The 16,466-nt window shown below is 36.5% G+C and carries 16 protein-coding genes; 7 read left to right on the forward strand and 9 right to left on the reverse strand.

What is annotated here, in order from left to right; all coding sequences use genetic code 11:
• Positions 1 to 329 precede the first annotated feature (329 nt).
• The 7 genes from tssD (BUA72_RS08490) (at position 330) to polA (ending at position 10,730) form a co-directional block, all read left to right on the forward strand.
• Positions 330 to 740: a type VI secretion system tube protein TssD gene (tssD, locus tag BUA72_RS08490; RefSeq protein WP_175548869.1), complete on the forward strand. Its 411-nt coding sequence runs from the start codon at positions 330 to 332 to the stop codon at positions 738 to 740.
• Positions 741 to 970: 230 nt separating this feature from the next.
• Positions 971 to 3,148, forward strand: coding sequence for a type VI secretion system Vgr family protein (locus BUA72_RS08495; protein WP_072922592.1), 2,178 nt, complete (start codon positions 971 to 973; stop codon positions 3,146 to 3,148).
• Positions 3,149 to 3,150: 2 nt separating this feature from the next.
• Positions 3,151 to 4,212 carry a LysM peptidoglycan-binding domain-containing protein gene (locus BUA72_RS08500; protein WP_072922593.1) on the forward strand — a complete coding sequence of 354 codons (1,062 nt, stop codon included), beginning with the start codon at positions 3,151 to 3,153 and terminating at the stop codon, positions 4,210 to 4,212.
• A 132-nt stretch (positions 4,213 to 4,344) separates the two neighbouring features.
• Entirely contained in the window at positions 4,345 to 4,845 is a 501-nt protein-coding gene (locus tag BUA72_RS08505; protein ID WP_072922594.1) for a hypothetical protein, read from the forward strand.
• 12 nt (positions 4,846 to 4,857) lie between these two features.
• A complete protein-coding gene (locus tag BUA72_RS08510; protein WP_072922595.1) occupies positions 4,858 to 6,177 on the forward strand; it encodes a hypothetical protein in 1,320 nt (439 codons plus the stop codon).
• A gap of 1,022 nt (positions 6,178 to 7,199) precedes the next feature.
• Positions 7,200 to 7,607: a type VI secretion system tube protein TssD gene (tssD, locus tag BUA72_RS08520; RefSeq protein ID WP_175548870.1), complete on the forward strand. Its 408-nt coding sequence runs from the start codon at positions 7,200 to 7,202 to the stop codon at positions 7,605 to 7,607.
• Positions 7,608 to 7,895: 288 nt separating this feature from the next.
• The gene (gene polA / locus BUA72_RS08530; protein WP_072922598.1) at positions 7,896 to 10,730 is read left to right on the forward strand and encodes a DNA polymerase I; all 2,835 of its coding nucleotides are present in this window, start codon (positions 7,896 to 7,898) and stop codon (positions 10,728 to 10,730) included.
• A gap of 316 nt (positions 10,731 to 11,046) precedes the next feature.
• Here the strand turns inward: polA and BUA72_RS08535 are convergent, their stop codons facing one another.
• The 9 genes from BUA72_RS08535 to BUA72_RS08575 all read right to left on the reverse strand — a co-directional run bounded on the left by BUA72_RS08535 (position 11,047) and on the right by BUA72_RS08575 (position 16,444).
• On the reverse strand, positions 11,047 to 11,625 hold the full coding sequence (locus BUA72_RS08535; RefSeq protein ID WP_072922599.1) for a hypothetical protein: 579 nt from the start codon (positions 11,623 to 11,625) through the stop codon (positions 11,047 to 11,049).
• A 138-nt stretch (positions 11,626 to 11,763) separates the two neighbouring features.
• Positions 11,764 to 12,498, reverse strand: coding sequence for a hypothetical protein (locus tag BUA72_RS08540; RefSeq protein WP_072922600.1), 735 nt, complete (start codon positions 12,496 to 12,498; stop codon positions 11,764 to 11,766).
• 28 nt (positions 12,499 to 12,526) lie between these two features.
• The gene (locus BUA72_RS08545; RefSeq protein WP_072922601.1) at positions 12,527 to 12,841 is read right to left on the reverse strand and encodes a hypothetical protein; all 315 of its coding nucleotides are present in this window, start codon (positions 12,839 to 12,841) and stop codon (positions 12,527 to 12,529) included.
• 42 nt (positions 12,842 to 12,883) lie between these two features.
• Positions 12,884 to 13,630: a DUF6000 family protein gene (locus BUA72_RS08550; protein WP_072922602.1), complete on the reverse strand. Its 747-nt coding sequence runs from the start codon at positions 13,628 to 13,630 to the stop codon at positions 12,884 to 12,886.
• A 10-nt stretch (positions 13,631 to 13,640) separates the two neighbouring features.
• Entirely contained in the window at positions 13,641 to 14,276 is a 636-nt protein-coding gene (locus tag BUA72_RS08555) for an FEKKY domain-containing protein (RefSeq protein WP_072922603.1), read from the reverse strand.
• Positions 14,277 to 14,310: 34 nt separating this feature from the next.
• Entirely contained in the window at positions 14,311 to 14,883 is a 573-nt protein-coding gene (locus BUA72_RS08560; RefSeq protein WP_139259573.1) for a hypothetical protein, read from the reverse strand.
• 20 nt (positions 14,884 to 14,903) lie between these two features.
• Positions 14,904 to 15,305, reverse strand: a complete 402-nt coding sequence (locus BUA72_RS24200) for a thrombospondin type 3 repeat-containing protein (RefSeq protein ID WP_139259574.1) — start codon at positions 15,303 to 15,305, stop codon at positions 14,904 to 14,906.
• Positions 15,298 to 15,741, reverse strand: a complete 444-nt coding sequence (locus tag BUA72_RS08570; RefSeq protein WP_072922605.1) for a hypothetical protein — start codon at positions 15,739 to 15,741, stop codon at positions 15,298 to 15,300. The genes BUA72_RS24200 and BUA72_RS08570 overlap by 8 nt, the downstream gene beginning before the upstream one ends.
• Before the next feature lie 304 nt (positions 15,742 to 16,045).
• On the reverse strand, positions 16,046 to 16,444 hold the full coding sequence (locus tag BUA72_RS08575) for an immunity 22 family protein (RefSeq protein WP_072922606.1): 399 nt from the start codon (positions 16,442 to 16,444) through the stop codon (positions 16,046 to 16,048).
• Positions 16,445 to 16,466 lie beyond the last annotated feature (22 nt).

Genomic DNA, 16,466 nt, shown 5'->3' on the forward strand with positions numbered 1-16,466 from the left:
TTTATTTAACCATGTCAAGGTTCAAAATCTTGACATGGTTAAGGGCTATAAATTGTCTTTAATTTGTCTTAAAAATCCTTAATATTTCTCCTTTAAGTGTAAAAAAATAAGTAAAACAGGTTTTTGTGTGTTGTTTTAACTATTTTAAATTCAATTAATTAAATGGTGTGCTTAAATCTATTGTCGTAGAATTACTACATCAAATCGTAGAATTACTACAAATTTTTAAATTTATATCCAAAAGCTTTTTTTTCAAAATACGTCGTTATATATTTGCTCTGTAATCAATCACCAAATCACAAAATATTAACAGTTAAAATTTACAAATCATGGCAGCAAATTCAAGAGGAATCTTAAAATTCAACGGAGGAGAAGAGCAAAAATTATTAAAGCTTAACTACAGCGTTTCAAGATCTACAGATGTATCAGGACGTGTAGCATCAGATCCTTCCAATGCACTGATCAAAGTAACAGTAGAAGCTACTGAAAAATCTGACATCTTAGAAAGCTTATTGAACGGAAAGTACAAGCCTACAACAGGTGAAGTCACTTTCAACAAGTCTCATGAAGAAGGTACCCTGACTACTCTGAAGTGGGAAAACGGATACGTAATTCAGCACGAAGTAGACTTCGATGCAGTAGACGAAAACAGTATGCTGATCAGTTTCGTAATCAGTGCTGAGGTTATTACGCTTGGTAACTCTGAGTACAGAGGAATGTGGCCTTCATCTGGTCATTAATTTGAACAATCATCTTAGTAAAAATAAATTGGTGCAGGATAGTGTATTCGTAAGAATATGCTATTCTGTTTTTGCCGTTTTTGGAGTATTATATCCAAAATACTGATGCCGGCGAAGTTCTTATATCAAAAGTTAATTCATATAAGAACGGAGAAACTGCCTTCCAGTGCTGTATGCTTCCGGAAGTTATTCAAAATTACTATATAGTTTAAGCAAAAAAAACACACACTATGTTTAAGGATGATCAATCGATAAAAGTAAAAGGCCCGAAAAGCAGTATCAAAGATACAGCGGTAACACAACAGGTGAAGAATGCTGAAGATATTGCTGTCCAGAAAGTAGAAGACAAACTTCAGAAAGCTGACGAGGCCGTAAAAAAATCAGCAAAAAAAGCACAGGAAATATATTCGGGAGCAGCACAGAGCTCTGGAATGTTCATGAACCAGACTTTGGTTCCGAATAATCCTTCCGTTACTGAAAGCAAAGTATGGTCAAAACAGCCTACTTCAAAAATACACAATGCCCAGGCTATTCCCGAAAGCATTATCGCCGGAATTAACCGTGTGGTGAAGCTTGATGTTGTGATAGAAGGTCAGGTGATTAATCATTTTAAGCACTTTAAGCTCGTACAGAGCGCTTCCAGACACCATGAATTCAGTTTGACACTTCCTCACGACAGTTTGGGTAGTGCAGAAAATCATAATCTTCAGGAAGCACAGAACTTTTTAGGAAAGAGAATTACAGTCGTATTTAAATATAAAGATATTGAACAGGGACCTGAACGGAATTTTGTGGGCGTCATTACAGAAGTAGGATTCAGTCAGGAAAAAGGAAACCTGGGAAATATCGTTCTTACAGGCTTCAGTCCGACAGTTCTGTTGGATGCGGCACCTCATATTCAAAGCTTCGGAGGCGGACAGGAGGTAAGCTTGAACAGCATTGCGGATCATGTGATAAGAGAAGGTTTAGGACAGAATAAGTTCGATTTCCGGGTAGATGCCCAGCATGGAAATGTTCCTTACAGTTCTCAATACGAAGAAACCCACTATAACTATCTGGCGAGAATTGCTGAAGCCTATGGTGAGCAGTTTTATTATGACGGTGAAGTGTTGCATTTCGGAAAGCTTCCGCCACAGGAAAAACCTGTTAAACTTACGTATGGTAGTAGTGTAAGCGATATTGCCATTAAAATGAAAGCTCAGCATGTCAGTCCTAGTTTTTATGGCTACAACAGCAGTAAAAATGAGAAGCTGATCACCGGAAATTCAAAAATCAGTCATACGTCTGATATTGCGAAACGGGCTTATGACATATCAGAAAAAACCTTTAAAACCCCTTCTTTGAGAGTGGCGCCTATCAAGGCAACATCCTTTATGGATATCGATGCTTCTCAGAAAGGAACAGCGGGAAGTAAGGCATCAGAGGTTTTCATCACCTCAGGATCTACAACGGTTCCATTTCTGTATCCGGGATGTACCGCAGACATCGAGATGCGTAAAGCAGATACCAACGATACGTCTTATTTTACCAAATTAATGATCATTGGCGTTACCCATGAGGTAGATGCAAGAGGTTATTACGACGGAACTTTTGAAGCTATTGCAGCAGATACTGGATTTATTCCACGTCGGGAGTTTGAAAACCCAAAAGCAGAGGCTCAATTCGCCAAAGTTGTTTCCAATACAGACCCTTTGAATCAGGGAAGAGTGAAAGTGCAGTTTGACTGGCAGAGCGGACAGGATACCACAGAATTTATCCGTGTGATGTCTCCTGATGCCGGAAGCAGCGATAAAGTCAATAAAAACCGTGGTTTTATGTCAGTTCCCGAAGTGGAAGATCAGGTGATCATCAATTTTGTTCACCAACATCCCGACCGTCCTTTTGTGATGGGAGGCATGTTCCATGGAAATATTGGGGCTGGTGGCGGTGCCGGGAATAATGTGATGAGTTTTAGCGGCAGAAGCGGCGCAGAACTTAAATATGATAACGGAGCCGGATCTATGAACCTTAAGGATCAAGGAGGGGCGAATATGTTTTTTGATGGAGCTGGAAATGTCATTCATAATGCAAATAATGATAGTACCAAAACCGTTGGAAACAATAAAACAGATAAGGTAGGAAACAATAAGAAGCTGGAAGTAGGCTGTGAACATATTGCCGATGTAGGGAATAAGCATAAAGTAGCTGTAGGGGGAGAAAACAGTGTATTCACTATGGACAATACCGGAACCATTGACCTTACCGGAATAAAACAGGTAAAACTGAAAGTGGGAAGCAGTGAAATTATCATTACGGAAACGAAAATTACTATAACAAGTACTGAAGTGGAGATCAAAGGATCAGGTTCGGCGAAAGCAATATTCAAAGGCACTACAACTGTTACCGGAGATTCAGTAGATATAAATTAAGAATGGGATTTACAAAATACGAAATACGAAGAGGAGATACACTGGAATCTATTGCAGAAAGCAATAAATTGACTGTTGGAGAAGTAATAGATTTCCATAATCTTCATTGTGGAACAACCAATTTTATTATTGGAAATAAACTTCCCATTCATTTACAATATCTGTTTTTAGAAGAAAAAAGTGACGAGGAAAAAGAGAAGGCTTTGGCAGATGCGGAAGCAAGAGAGTATGAGCAAAAGGTGAGATACAGGTGCGAACAGTTTAACACAACAAAATTAGAAGACAGAATATCGTTCCATTGTAATACAAAGAAAGAATATACTGTCGAAAGAAACCTGTTGGAGGGGAGAGCTAAGATAAAGCTTAAGGAATATCTGTATAAAATAAATCCTGAAAACCTGTCTCTGGCAATAAAAGCTGTAAAGGAGCTTGAGTTTGATAAGGAAAACGTTATTTTCGATTTAAATAAAGACAATACCATAAAAGAGGTTGCCAACTTTTCTGAGATTAAAGAAAAATGGGAGCGTTTTAAGCCAAAATTAGCCTCTTCAGAATTTTATAGACAGGTGGAAAAAATCAATTCCAAGGCTGCAGAGGACATCATTAAAGGAGGCGGATTAGAGTTTGAGAGTGAAGCGAATTTAAGGAAGACCTATGATAAATCACTTCTATACCATGTATTATTTAATGACTACGATGCCCATAAAAAGAGAAAGAAAAATGATATTTTAAAATTTAACTCCCAGATATTCGTTAATATTCCGGTTGAACTCGAACTACAGCATTCCATTATAAAGGAAGATGATTATTTTGTAGAATACAGAACAGTGGGAACTTTGTTAAAGGATAAAATTGATCATTCTGTGTTGGAAGATCAGTACAATAAATTTTATAAACCTATTATAGAATATGGTTTTACTGAATATAATTATGATTATCGGATCAGAAGAATGATTGATAAGAAAACAGGAGTTATTGTCAATGCATCTGCCTTGATGAAAGAAGAAGTGAAAAATAATTATCAGTTTATTACTCAGTTTGATTTAAAACAAATTGAATATTAAAAACAAATCTTGATCATCAGAAAGGAAAATTTTCAAAACAGTTATTGGTGTTCAGTCATCACTAAACGTCTATCAACTCAAATGAAAAAACGGAGAATTCAAAAATTTTAAAATCGTTTTAAATGATTATATATGAAAAAAGAATTTTATTTAAAAAATGTAATACCGTTTAATCCAATGTATGCTTATCTCTTAGCGATCCCTTGTATTTTACTTTGGGGTGGAGTATATTATTACTTTTTAGGTGTAAATTTTAAACTTTCATTTATGATGATTTTCGGTCTATTATGTTTTATAACAATGTATTTCGCTATGAAACTTATATCTGCAGATATAACATTGAAATTTGACAAAGATCATTTATATATCATAAGAAACAACAATAAAGAGGAGAAATATTTCAAATCTGATATTAAAGGTTTTTATTCATATAATTATAACACCTCTCAAAAAAGATCAGCTTTAAAACTAGAATTACAGCTTAATAATGATAGAAAAATATTTATTGATAGCATTGAGGGAATGGATGTTAGTATTTTGATAAACATAGTCAAAACATTACAGAGTGAACTTAATTTTGAAATAATTGAGAAGAATAGATTTAATAATAGATTTTGGTATTCCACAAAATAAAAATGCAATATTATGAGTGCTTCATACATACCTAAAGACGTATATGCTATCTGTACATTTCAGACAGATTCAGAGCCCAGACAATTCATTGATACAAGAAGTAGCCCAACTGTATTTTACGGGCAAGATATGAAAAGGCCATTGCTTACAGTTGCGGACAGAAATATTAGAGATAAGGAATTTCCTTGTAAAAATCCTAAAAATGCAATGTGGAGTTTTTTATGTTTTGGAGCAGGAATATTAGTGGGACTTGCCTTGTTATCAAATCCTGTGGGATGGGTTATTGCTATAGGAATAGGGGTAGCAGCAATAAGCGTTGCTGCAGGCGTTTATCAATCTACAAAAATAAATCATATGTGTACTGGTTCATTGGAAAATGGCAGCTGGAAAATAGAACATATGACTGTGAGATTTGACCAAAAGAATGCGATTACTCAAAACTCTATGCTTTCATGTGATGCAGGAGGAATACTTACTCCTATTTTTAGCTATGCCGTAGCTAAGAAATATGCGCAACAGATTGATAGTAATAATAGTAAAGAAATAGGATTTAATGCTTTTGCTTCTTTTTTCGGTGGTGCGGGCCTCGCTATTTTCGCAGGTGAAGCTTTTATGGCAGCTGGGATTGGGGGGTTAGGAAAAGTTGCATTATGGATGGGAGGAACCATGTTGGCAATGAATGAATTAACTTATCAGGAAAGAGAAGCGATCAGAAATAATTCTCTGGAAGACAATACCCATTATCAGGATATGAATGAAAAAGTTGATGAAAATAGCAGAATACCAGGCTATATTAAAGATCCTTTAAATGCAACTCCCGGCGATCTTGCCAGTCCTGATATTTTAGAGCTTAATGAAAAAGGAGGATTAGCCAGTAGAGATGGAAAGACACCTATTTTTTTTAATGGAAAATGGTATGTTCAGGATTGGCAAAAAAATCTTATAGAAATAAAACAAGGAACAGTATTAGCTAGGGATTTGTCAGCACTGGATGGGGTCAATTCAAGGGAAGTATGGAAAACACCGGAAGGAAAAGCGATTGTGGAGAATATCCGAAATGGGAAATATTCCGAATCACTGGTGCAAACTGCAAAAGATGGATTAGGAAGAGTTCGTCCTAGAAATCTCCCTAATTTAGCAAGAAACCTCCCTGCGTTAAAATTGCAAAACATTAAAAACATTGGAAAACTTGGCGTTAAAGGAGGTGGATTTATTGGGTTCTTTTTCCCTTTTATTGCAACCGGTTTTTCGGAAGATTCTAGAAAAGCTTTAGCCAATGCAATGGCGGAAGATGCCGGAAACGGAATCAATGTCTTTGCGAATCATGGATAATTAGGTTCTCCCATCTTTTGATTTCTTGGAGAAGACACATATAAATACAAATAGACCTGAAAAGGTCTTTTTGTATTATACATAATAACAATAAAATGATCTGAAGAATATTTCCGTAAGGGACATCCTTCAAAATTTCTCTATGAAAAAAAAATCTTTACATTTAAAAATGTTCTGCCCTACCATACAATCTGGACGGTTTTTGTGATCATTCCATGTCTGTTTTTATATGCATCTTTGTATTATTTCTTATTCAAAGGTGGTTTTAGGCTTTCTTTGGTGAGTATTTTTACATTGTTTTATTTCGGGACCTGCTATCTGATTTTAAAAGCGATTTCTGTCCAGGTAAAAATTTGGTTTAATGATCAATATCTCTTTATACAAAAAGGAAACAGGAAGCAGAAAAAATATCTTAAAGCTGATATTAAAGGATTTTATTCATACAATTATGAAACAAAGTCACCCATATTGCAAAATTCAAAGGTCTATTTTAGATTTTGTCTGAAAAACAGTCAGGATATTTTTATTAAAGACGTTGAATACAGAAGCCTATATGAAGAAGAAAAAGGTGAGAATCTTAAAATATTTCTAAAGGAAGCTCAAAAAGAATTAAATTTTGTAAGAATAAGAAAGAGGAATTTTCAAAGCAGTTACTGGTATTCAAATCAGGAGAATGATAGTTGATGAGCATTTCATTTATTCAGCAAAATTAGCCATTAACGCTTCCCAACTTCAGCCTCAATCTTAGCCTTGTATTTTATGTCTGAAATCTCATATTATTTCCCTTAATGGTGTGAAATTATAATCTTTGTTAAGCTTGAAAAAATAATTGAATCCATTAGCAATAAGCATTTTAAGCATTATGTTAACTCAAAAGTCGTAGAATTACTACATCAAATCGTAGAATTACTACAATATCTGAGATTTGTATCTAAAAACTTTTTCCTAGCCCATATCGGGTCTATCTTTGCTCTGTAATCAATCACTATTCACACAATATATAACAATTAAATTCACCAATCATGGCAGCAAATTCAAGAGGAATCTTAAAATTCAACGGAGGAGAAGGTCAAAAATTATTAAAGCTTAATTATAGCGTATCAAGATCTACAGACGTTTCAGGACGTGTAGCATCAGACCCTTCTAATGCTCTTATCAAAGTAACAGTAGAAGCTACTGAAAAATCTGATATCTTAGAAAGTTTATTGAACGGAAAATACAAGCCTACAAAAGGTGAAGTTACTTTCAATAAATCTCACGAAGAAGGTACTTTAACTACCCTGAACTGGGAAAACGGATATGTAATCCAGCACGAAGTAGACTTCGACGCAGTTGACAGCAACAGTATGCTGATCAGCTTCGTAATCAGCGCAGAGGTTATTACTTTAGGAAACTCTGAGTACCGCGGAATGTGGCCAGGAGGTCAATAATGAATAGACCCAAGTCTTTTAAAAAAAATAACATCAGAACAGAGCAGCAGAAATGTTGTTCTGTTTTTTTATGCTATTGTTACTGGTGGCTGAGTCACTCGAAGCCACCTGGCAGTTGTCTTGATTACCCCCAGCCAGCAACTTCCTCTCACATCCAAACACTCTACAACCCTCAACCCTCCGACTCTCAAACCCGCACCGCGCACCCCGAAACTCATCACTCATAATTTATAACTCATCACTCCTAAAAATATTCCTATTTTCTTATATTTGTTCATTATAGATATTATGGACGCAACACAAGATAAAAGACTCTTTCTCATCGATGCTTATGCAATGATCTTTAGAGGATATTACGCATTGATCAGGAATCCGAGACTTACCAGTACAGGACTGGATACTTCTGCTATTTTCGGTTTTACCAATTCTTTGATCGAACTGATCAGAAGGGAAAAGCCATCTCACCTGGCAGTTGTTTTTGATGTAGGGCAGGCAAGCGTTAGAACGGATGATTATTCAGAATACAAAGCCAACAGAAGTGAGACTCCTGAAGCCATCAAAATTGCAATTCCATATATTCACAGAATCCTGCAGGCTATGCACATTCCCATCCTGGGAGTGGAAGGATATGAAGCGGATGATGTTATAGGAACCATTGCCTGTAAAGCAGAAAAAGAAGGCTATACCACGTTCATGGTAACGCCGGATAAAGATTTTGCCCAGTTGGTTACCGATAAGATCAAGATTTATAAACCGGGTTTAAAAGGCGGTGATATAGAAATCCTTGGAGTAGACGAAGTAAAAGCAAAATACGAGATTGAAGATCCTAAGCAGGTGATTGATTTCCTTGCGATGATGGGAGATGCCGTAGATAATATTCCGGGACTGGATGGAGTAGGAGAGAAAACGGCGATGAAATTCCTTAAAGAATTTGGAAATATAGAAACCCTGTTGCAGAATACAGATAAGCTGAAAGGAAAGCTGAAAGAAAAAGTGGAAGCTTCTGCAGAACGCGGAATTTTATCTAAAAAATTAGCAACCATTATCTGTGATGCACCTGTAGAATTTCATCAGGAGCAGTATGATCTTGATACGCCAGATTTTGAAAAAGTAAAAGAAGTTTTTGAAGAAATTGAATTCCGTAGATTATACGAAAATCTTTACAGAGCCTTTGCTTCTGCACCTATAGAAACAGCGGTAGTACGTGAAGTTGAGGTGAAACAGATTGCTGAAGCAACCCAAGTGAAAGGGCAGGCCATGCAGCTTGATCTTTTTGCGAATTTTGAAGAACTGGATCAGGCAACGTCTACCAAATCCAGCATAGATCACAATGACCATCTGTATCAGTTTGTAGATAACCCGAAAGCACAGAAAGTATTGGTCAGTAATTTATTAAAGCAGAGAGCAGTCTGTTTTGATACCGAAACCACTTCACTGAATGAGTTGGAAGCTGAGCTTGTGGGAATGAGTTTCTCTTACAAAAAAGGTTTGGCTTATTATATTCCCTTATCTGAGGACAAAGGAGAAGTGCTTCAAACGCTGGAAATCTTCAGACCATTCTTTGAAAAAGAGGACCTGTTGAAAATCGCGCACAATTTAAAATTCGATTATAAAATATTAAAGCAGTACGATATTACGGTGAAAGGGGCCATGTTTGATACCATGATTGCCCATTATCTGCTGAACCCGGATGGAAGACACGGGATGGATTATCTTTCAGAAGTCTATCTGAATTATAAACCCGTTTCCATTGAAACCATTATCGGGAAAAAAGGGAAAAACCAGGGGACTTTCAGAGATGCAGACCTGAGGACACAGACGGATTATGCAGCAGAAGATGCTGATGTAACGTTCCAACTGTACGAACTCTTTGCTCCACAACTGAAAAAAGAAAACTTAGAAGATCTTTTCTTCAACATAGAAATGCCTTTAATGGAGGTGCTTGCTAAAATGGAGCTTTCCGGAATTTCACTGGATGAAAAATGGCTGGCACAGGAAAGTATTGACCTTGAAAATGATTTGAGACAATTAGAAAAGACCATTTTTGAGTTTTCAGGAGAAGAATTCAATATGAATTCGCCGAAGCAGCTTGGAGAAATTCTCTTTGAAAAAATGCAGCTGGATCCTAAGGCCAAGAAAACAAAAACCGGGCAGTATGCAACTTCCGAAGATGTCCTTCAAAAGCTTTCCTCAAAACATGAGATCATCAAGCATATTCTGGAATACAGAACCTATCAGAAATTAAAATCGACTTACGTGGATGCACTGCCTTCACAGATCGATAAGCAGGATAGCAGGGTACATACCAATTTCTCCCAGACTACAGCCGCTACAGGCCGTCTGGCGAGTGTAAACCCGAATCTTCAGAATATTCCGATCAGAACACTCCGCGGACAGCAGATCAGAGGAGCTTTCGTTTCAGGAGAAGGAAAAAAGATCATCTCTGCCGATTACTCGCAGATTGAACTACGCCTGATTGCTGAAATTTCAGGAGAAGACAATATGATCAAAGCGTTCCAGGATGGAGAGGACATTCACGCATCTACAGCCGCAAAACTGTTCAGAATACCATTGGAAGAAGTTTCCAAAACCCAGAGAAGCCAGGCTAAAACCGTTAACTTCGGGATTATCTACGGTCAGGGAGCATTTGCATTGGCAGAGCAGACCGGTCTTTCAAGAAGTGAGGCCAAACAGATGATCGAAGCCTATTTTGAAACCTATCCGAAATTAAAGGAATACATGGCAGAGCAGGTAAGCAAAGCCCGCCAGATAGGTTATGTGGAAACAATTTTAGGTAGAAAACGTCATTTAAAAGACATTAATTCCAATAATTTTGTAGTAAGAGGCCATGCGGAAAGAAATGCAGTAAATGCGCCGGTTCAGGGAAGCGCGGCAGATGTTGTAAAGCTTGCCATGATTAAAATTGATAAAGAACTGAAAGCACAGGAACTGCAGACTAAAATGCTTCTTCAGGTGCATGACGAACTGGTGTTTGAAGCTCCGATAGATGAAATTGAAAGAGCCTCAAAACTGATCAAAACAGAAATGGAAAGTGCTCTGGAAACCCAGGTGCCGTTATTGGTAGAAGTGGGAGTCGGGAATAACTGGCTGGAAGCGCATTAATAGAAAATATTGTAAATAAAATAAGGTGGGTTTTAAACTCACCTTTTTCTTTTAAGATACCCCGGATTTGACAGAAATTAACATAAAAAAAGAAGACTAAAAATTTAGCCTTCTGAAGTGTTCCCTTTTTCTGCAGGAAACCCTAATAATCATCTTTCACCTCATTGATCTTACCTTCCTTTGTTGTTTTTCGGAGTGTATTTTAAAAGAGTAATTAATACCTTAAAGAAATACAGGGTAAAGATATTAAGTCTGAACTTCCTGTGAAATACTACTTTAGGGGTAGTTTTTGATGAAGCTGATTAGATTGACTGTATCAGGATTCTTCATTTGTATCTTTAAGTTTTGTAAGGTTTTCAAGGATGTTGGGTACGAATCTTTCAGCAAAACCTGCCAGAAAAGACCAGACCAGAAATTTCGCTAATGCCGCGGGAATATAAACAATATAATAAAATTCATCAGCATTGGGAAATAGTGTACCCCCGATCATTTCACCCATAAAAATAAGAGAAAGAATAAGAGCAAAAATGGCACCTATGGTCTGTATGGAGATTAATTCCCTAATCGTTATTTTATGATCAAAAACGTTTGACCTTCTTGCCCTCGTGATCAAACTTACTGCTGCGCCAAGTGCTCCGAAAGATAAGGCAGCACTGAAAATGGAGGCTCTTGTAAGCAATTTAAACTGTCTGGATTCTGCATCATCCCGCCAGTCTTTGACAACAATGGTTTTTCCATCTGAATCTATGTTTTCATGATTGGAATAATGAGGCAGCCCCTTCAGATACAGGAAATAAATAAAGGGAAGACATAAAATCATACTGTAAAGGATGGCAGTAACAATAAAAGGACCTGTATTTTCCTTTCCTAAAAGTCCGAAATGTAGAGTTTTCATGATATTGATGGTTTTTTAATTTTGTTTTTTCGAATAAGGTCTTTTCAAACCTGTACAACAAAATTCGAATAAATACACATTAATATCAATTACCCCTTTTCGCTATTTTTTAGATGAATTCCCGGTGAAAATTTGGCTTTATTTACTTGCAAGATCATAAGCTTTCCTTACCACATCATCCGGAGACGTTTTTTCAAATACATATCTTTCCCTTTTGATTTGAAATTTTTTGGACTCTGTAGGCATTTCTTCCTCCATGGTATTCACGGTTTCAAGGGTGAATTTTCCCTTCATCGGTTGGTAGAATATTGCCGAATGAGAACCTGCTCCCATATTATATGTTTCAAGATAAGTCAGGATGAGATCTCCGTTCAGGTATTTGAATCTGCTGAATTGGTTTCCATTAGGTCCGATGTCGTATAAATTAATGCTCAGTTCTCCGTTTTCAATCGTGATATCTTCGGGGTCATGCATCTTATAACCGGCTTCGTTGTATTCATCAGGAAGCACAGTGTCGGAAACTTTATCCACGCGGTAGGTTTTATCCGGATTTTTTAGTAGAATCATCATTTTTCTACCAGCCAATGTATCTTCTTTTTTCCTGATGACAAGGGCAATATCAGCCAACCCATCCTGATTGAGATCTCCTTCCGCGTCGTACTGAATTTCATATCCGCCGGGAACCAGATCAGATGGTTTTTTTTCACTTTTAATCGAGTTCTCCTGTAGTTCAGAATTCTTACTATTTACCGAATCTTTTTGCAGCATACTTTCTGTGGCTTCCCCCTTTTTCTGAACAGCATCAGATGTTTTATCTTTTTTGCAGGAATAGAGCAGCGGAAATGCAGCGAATAGGAGAATAATTTTTTTCAAGGTTTTTTGTTTTTTGTCTGAATATATTTTATCTTTTAATCAGCTCCCCGTTGACAAGATCAACCGCTTTTCCCGGTTGGTCATAGTTCCATCCCAGTTCTATGGCTTCCGTGATTTTGGCTTGGATGAGCTTTGGGGTAATATTCATCAATTCTCTGCCATAATCGATGGATCTGCAGAAACCGGTATATATCAAAAGAAGCTGGCCTTCACTTTCATGCTGTACAGGAATTCCATATTCATCATCATGTTTTTCGTTATGTGAAACGATCTTTCTTATTTTCCAATAAAAGATCTGATCATCGACCACTATTTTTCGGAGTCCTTTTTTTGCTAAAGCCATGGTGTTTTTTTATTCATTAGATGTTTTCCTTCCAAGGATGTATTATCTACCGTATTCTCTTAATTCGTTCAAGAGTTGGATTTGCTCAGTGATCCATTCTGTATCCAGATTATATTTGGATTTGAAATTATTTGTAGCTGCCAGAAATTCTTCAGCTTTAGTTTTTCCTTCCTGTTGTTCAATGATACCAGCAGTTTGTATATTTCTTATCTTAGATAGTTGATTTCTGTTCTCCAACATTTTCTCCCACTGAGTAAGATGCTTTGCGAAATTATGGGTTCCATTGATGGTATCCAGATAAACGACAGTTTCCATCACTCTTTCCTGATCAAAATAGAGTTGAGGTTTCTGTAAATAGTAATCAAGATATGTATTGAGATAGTCAAGTGTTTTCTCATTATTATAAAAAGCAAAAACGAGGGCATACACATCACCTGCATAGCATACTTCACTTTTAAGAAGATGTACACCAATGGTATCAATCTGGTTTTCATAGTTTTTTATGGCAGAAAAATAAGCTCCCACAGTTCTTGTCCTCCAGTTAAAATCCCCTAGAAGCGCAGAGGTAACTTCTTCAGTGATCTCATCTTTAAGTTGCTTCACCTCTTCAATCCACGAGTCTGAAGTGTTGCGTATTTTCATATAGAACGGTAAGACCCACTTGTTGATAAATTCTTGGTCTAAGTCAAATTCATTCTTATGGCTTTTCAAATGATCAAAATCAGATTGGTGCCGCACTGTAGCTCCGGCAGAATGTAAATTAATTTCGTTTTGCAGATCTTCGTTCATTTAAGTTTTTTTACTTATTTCTATGATTCTTAATTTTCTTCAGCTCATCAATCTCGTTTTTCATCCTTTCCTTCCAGCCTTTTCCATTCCTTTTTTCCAGATAAGAATCGGTCATTTCATTGTATTTTTCCTGAGCTTTAATATCTATCGGATCAATGGTGCATCCGGTATTTTGTGAAATAATACCATATTTTTTACCGATACTGTCTATCTTTCTGGTCGTTACCTGATCATACACCGGGAGTGAGAGTCCTCCTGTATACCTCATAACGATCTGATCTTTTTTAATGTCTTTTTGAGCTTCTTTGATGTAATAATTCTCCTGCTTGGTAAGCTCTTTTTTGTTTTTTGTAAATCCTTCAGCAGCAATGTAGATGAAAAATGCCAAAGCCAGCGTATTTAAAAAAGGGAATACGCTTAAAAATTTACTTTTAAAGTTTAATTTCTTAAAATCCAGGCTGCTGACCAGATAAGAAGCCAATGCTGTCACGACAAAAACAGCTGGCAGATATTGCAACTGGCATCCTTTAACCATCTCCCATAGATCAAAACTCACAGGATAATTGATGAAATAATATCCGAAAATATACACGGCAGTCACCAGCAGGATGACCGCTACATTGACGATAATAAGCTTTTTGTACATATCAGAAATCTTTACTTATCTAAAATAAGATTTTCTAAGGAAACTCAATGCTTTTATTGGTTTTCACTTCTCCGAACATATCCAAAATAGTTACATATTTTTTCAACATACGCTTATTAATACGTGGATGGTCAGATTTCAGGTATTTTTTTGATAAATAGGAATAGCTATTTTGTTTGTTGTTTTGAATCACAGTCAGACTGTAAGTGGTATCAAGTAAAACCGGATAGTTTTTATTTTTGTCTTTCAACTCAAAATCAGCCTGGTTATATTTCAGAAACTTTTTAAACTTTTTTGATTGGATGATGTTAAAAAGACGCTTCTTATCCTCCTGTGAAAGCTCCACTATTTTGGAAGAAAGAGGACCGTCTTTATAATAGGCACTTACATCTCCTTTTTCAGTAAAAATATACATCAGATATTGAGATGGAGATCCGGGTGAAGGATCGGATGCGCCTAAAATGACATATAGATGATTTTTATTTAAACCCCGCAGTCCAAATTGAGTATAAGAACCCACCTCTGACCGGAGTGCGAATATGGGGAGTTTTTGAGCATATCCTAAAGTCAGCATGAGTAAAAAGAAGATCAGTATTATTTTTTTCAAAATTGGAGTCTGTTTTTAGTTTAATTAACGGGAGGTCTGTTACAGCGGGGACACCCATTATTCGTTTCAGGACCGGGTACCAAGGGACAAGAATCATCTTTATCCAGCATTCCGTCACCATCCTGATCCGGCCACGGGCAGCCATTATTTTCAGCAGGTCCGGCAACTGCAGGACATGCATCATATTGATCAATAACACCGTCATGATCACTATCCGGCCATGGACATCCTTGGTTTTCTTTTTCTCCGGATTCCTTCGGGCATCGGTCGAGATAAAACAAAAATCCGTCCCGATCTTCATCAGAAAGACATATCTCTTTTGAAAATTCCTTTTTACATTTCTTAAATGCATCTTTATTTTCAATATTTTGAGATTTGAAACAGAACGGAAAAAGGAGGAGAAACAGTAAAGTTTTAGTCATGGTTTACTTTGGTGTAGGTAATTTCTTCATCTTTCAGACCATATATATTGCAATCTTCATTCGTCAGATCAATCAGATCAAAAAACAGATGAAATTGGTACGTTCTTCCAGTGATCAGTTTAGGATACTGAATCGTTTCTTTGATTGGGATCGGGTAAGTGTAAGTCTGTCCGGGTTTTATTTTTGTGGTTTTTTTGATGCAGTCTTTGAAACAATCAACATCAGCAATATAGTTTCCCATCTTAAGCTGCATTCTGTAAGGTGAAAAGGTTTTATTGATCTTAATTTTTTTGTTTCCTACATTGGTAACAGTCAATTCTACAACCCCTTTGCTTTGCAGATTAGCAGTGCTGGCTTCAAGTTTTAAGGTACATTTTTTCTGCCCAAAAAAGAAGGATGAGCATAGCATGAATAAAATAAATAAAATCTGTTTCATTGGTGATTTCTTAAGCCTAAGATAATTAAAATAATAAATAGGATTCAGGCGCAAAAGTTGTGACTCAACAAAAATGATATACTCTCGCAGAAGATACAGATAGAGCAAATTGAAAAAGTGAAAAATCTGCATCATCTGATTAATCGGCGTGAAATTTTAAATCATTACATATCCATTCCTCCTTTTATCAGAATCAATGCAATTAATTCATAAGTAGTTTAAGTATCTAAAAAACAGAAGGATCACAAAAACCTTCAGCAGATTCCTGTGATCCTTATTAAAGCCTTTTTAATCTAATAAAAGACTAGATATTATATTCAATTTCACCGATGTAGTACAATGCATACTCCTCATCGTTTACAGAAACCGGATTGGGGATGGCATGTTTATTCGCGAAAATAATAGCATTCACCGGAGTTTCCAGACCCAGTTCATTGATTTTTTGTTCAATTATCGGAAGCCATTGATCGGCGTAAGAATAATCTGTGAATTTTTCATAGATGCCTAAGTTTTCATCTTCAAAACCATATTCCAGAAAATCATAATCAAACCACTGTATGTTTTGCGTTTCAGCGAATTTTGATACATAAAGGTCTTCGTTTTCTTCCTCCGTATAATAACTTTCATCCTCTTCAGCAAAAGCATCGAATTCATCTTCATTTTTAAAATATCCCAACCAAAAGTGTGAAATCTCTTTCTCCATAAATTATTTTTTAAGTATACTG

The organism is Chryseobacterium sp. OV279 (assembly GCF_900128945.1).
Taxonomy (GTDB): domain Bacteria; phylum Bacteroidota; class Bacteroidia; order Flavobacteriales; family Weeksellaceae; genus Chryseobacterium.

Bases quoted from the DNA above. Each gene is read 5' to 3' on its own strand.
- BUA72_RS08575 (WP_072922606.1), bottom strand. From the start codon at position 16,444: ATGGAGAAAGAGATTTCACACTTTTGGTTGGGATATTTTAAAAATGAA.
- BUA72_RS08510 (WP_072922595.1), top strand. From the start codon at position 4,858: ATGAGTGCTTCATACATACCTAAAGACGTATATGCTATCTGTACATTT.
- polA (WP_072922598.1), top strand. From the start codon at position 7,896: ATGGACGCAACACAAGATAAAAGACTCTTTCTCATCGATGCTTATGCA.
- BUA72_RS08500 (WP_072922593.1), top strand. From the start codon at position 3,151: ATGGGATTTACAAAATACGAAATACGAAGAGGAGATACACTGGAATCT.
- BUA72_RS08555 (WP_072922603.1), bottom strand. From the start codon at position 14,276: ATGTACAAAAAGCTTATTATCGTCAATGTAGCGGTCATCCTGCTGGTG.
- BUA72_RS08550 (WP_072922602.1), bottom strand. From the start codon at position 13,630: ATGAACGAAGATCTGCAAAACGAAATTAATTTACATTCTGCCGGAGCT.
- BUA72_RS08505 (WP_072922594.1), top strand. From the start codon at position 4,345: ATGAAAAAAGAATTTTATTTAAAAAATGTAATACCGTTTAATCCAATG.
- BUA72_RS08545 (WP_072922601.1), bottom strand. From the start codon at position 12,841: ATGGCTTTAGCAAAAAAAGGACTCCGAAAAATAGTGGTCGATGATCAG.
- BUA72_RS08535 (WP_072922599.1), bottom strand. From the start codon at position 11,625: ATGAAAACTCTACATTTCGGACTTTTAGGAAAGGAAAATACAGGTCCT.
- tssD (WP_175548870.1), top strand. From the start codon at position 7,200: ATGGCAGCAAATTCAAGAGGAATCTTAAAATTCAACGGAGGAGAAGGT.
- BUA72_RS08570 (WP_072922605.1), bottom strand. From the start codon at position 15,741: ATGAAACAGATTTTATTTATTTTATTCATGCTATGCTCATCCTTCTTT.
- BUA72_RS24200 (WP_139259574.1), bottom strand. From the start codon at position 15,305: ATGACTAAAACTTTACTGTTTCTCCTCCTTTTTCCGTTCTGTTTCAAA.
- tssD (WP_175548869.1), top strand. From the start codon at position 330: ATGGCAGCAAATTCAAGAGGAATCTTAAAATTCAACGGAGGAGAAGAG.
- BUA72_RS08495 (WP_072922592.1), top strand. From the start codon at position 971: ATGTTTAAGGATGATCAATCGATAAAAGTAAAAGGCCCGAAAAGCAGT.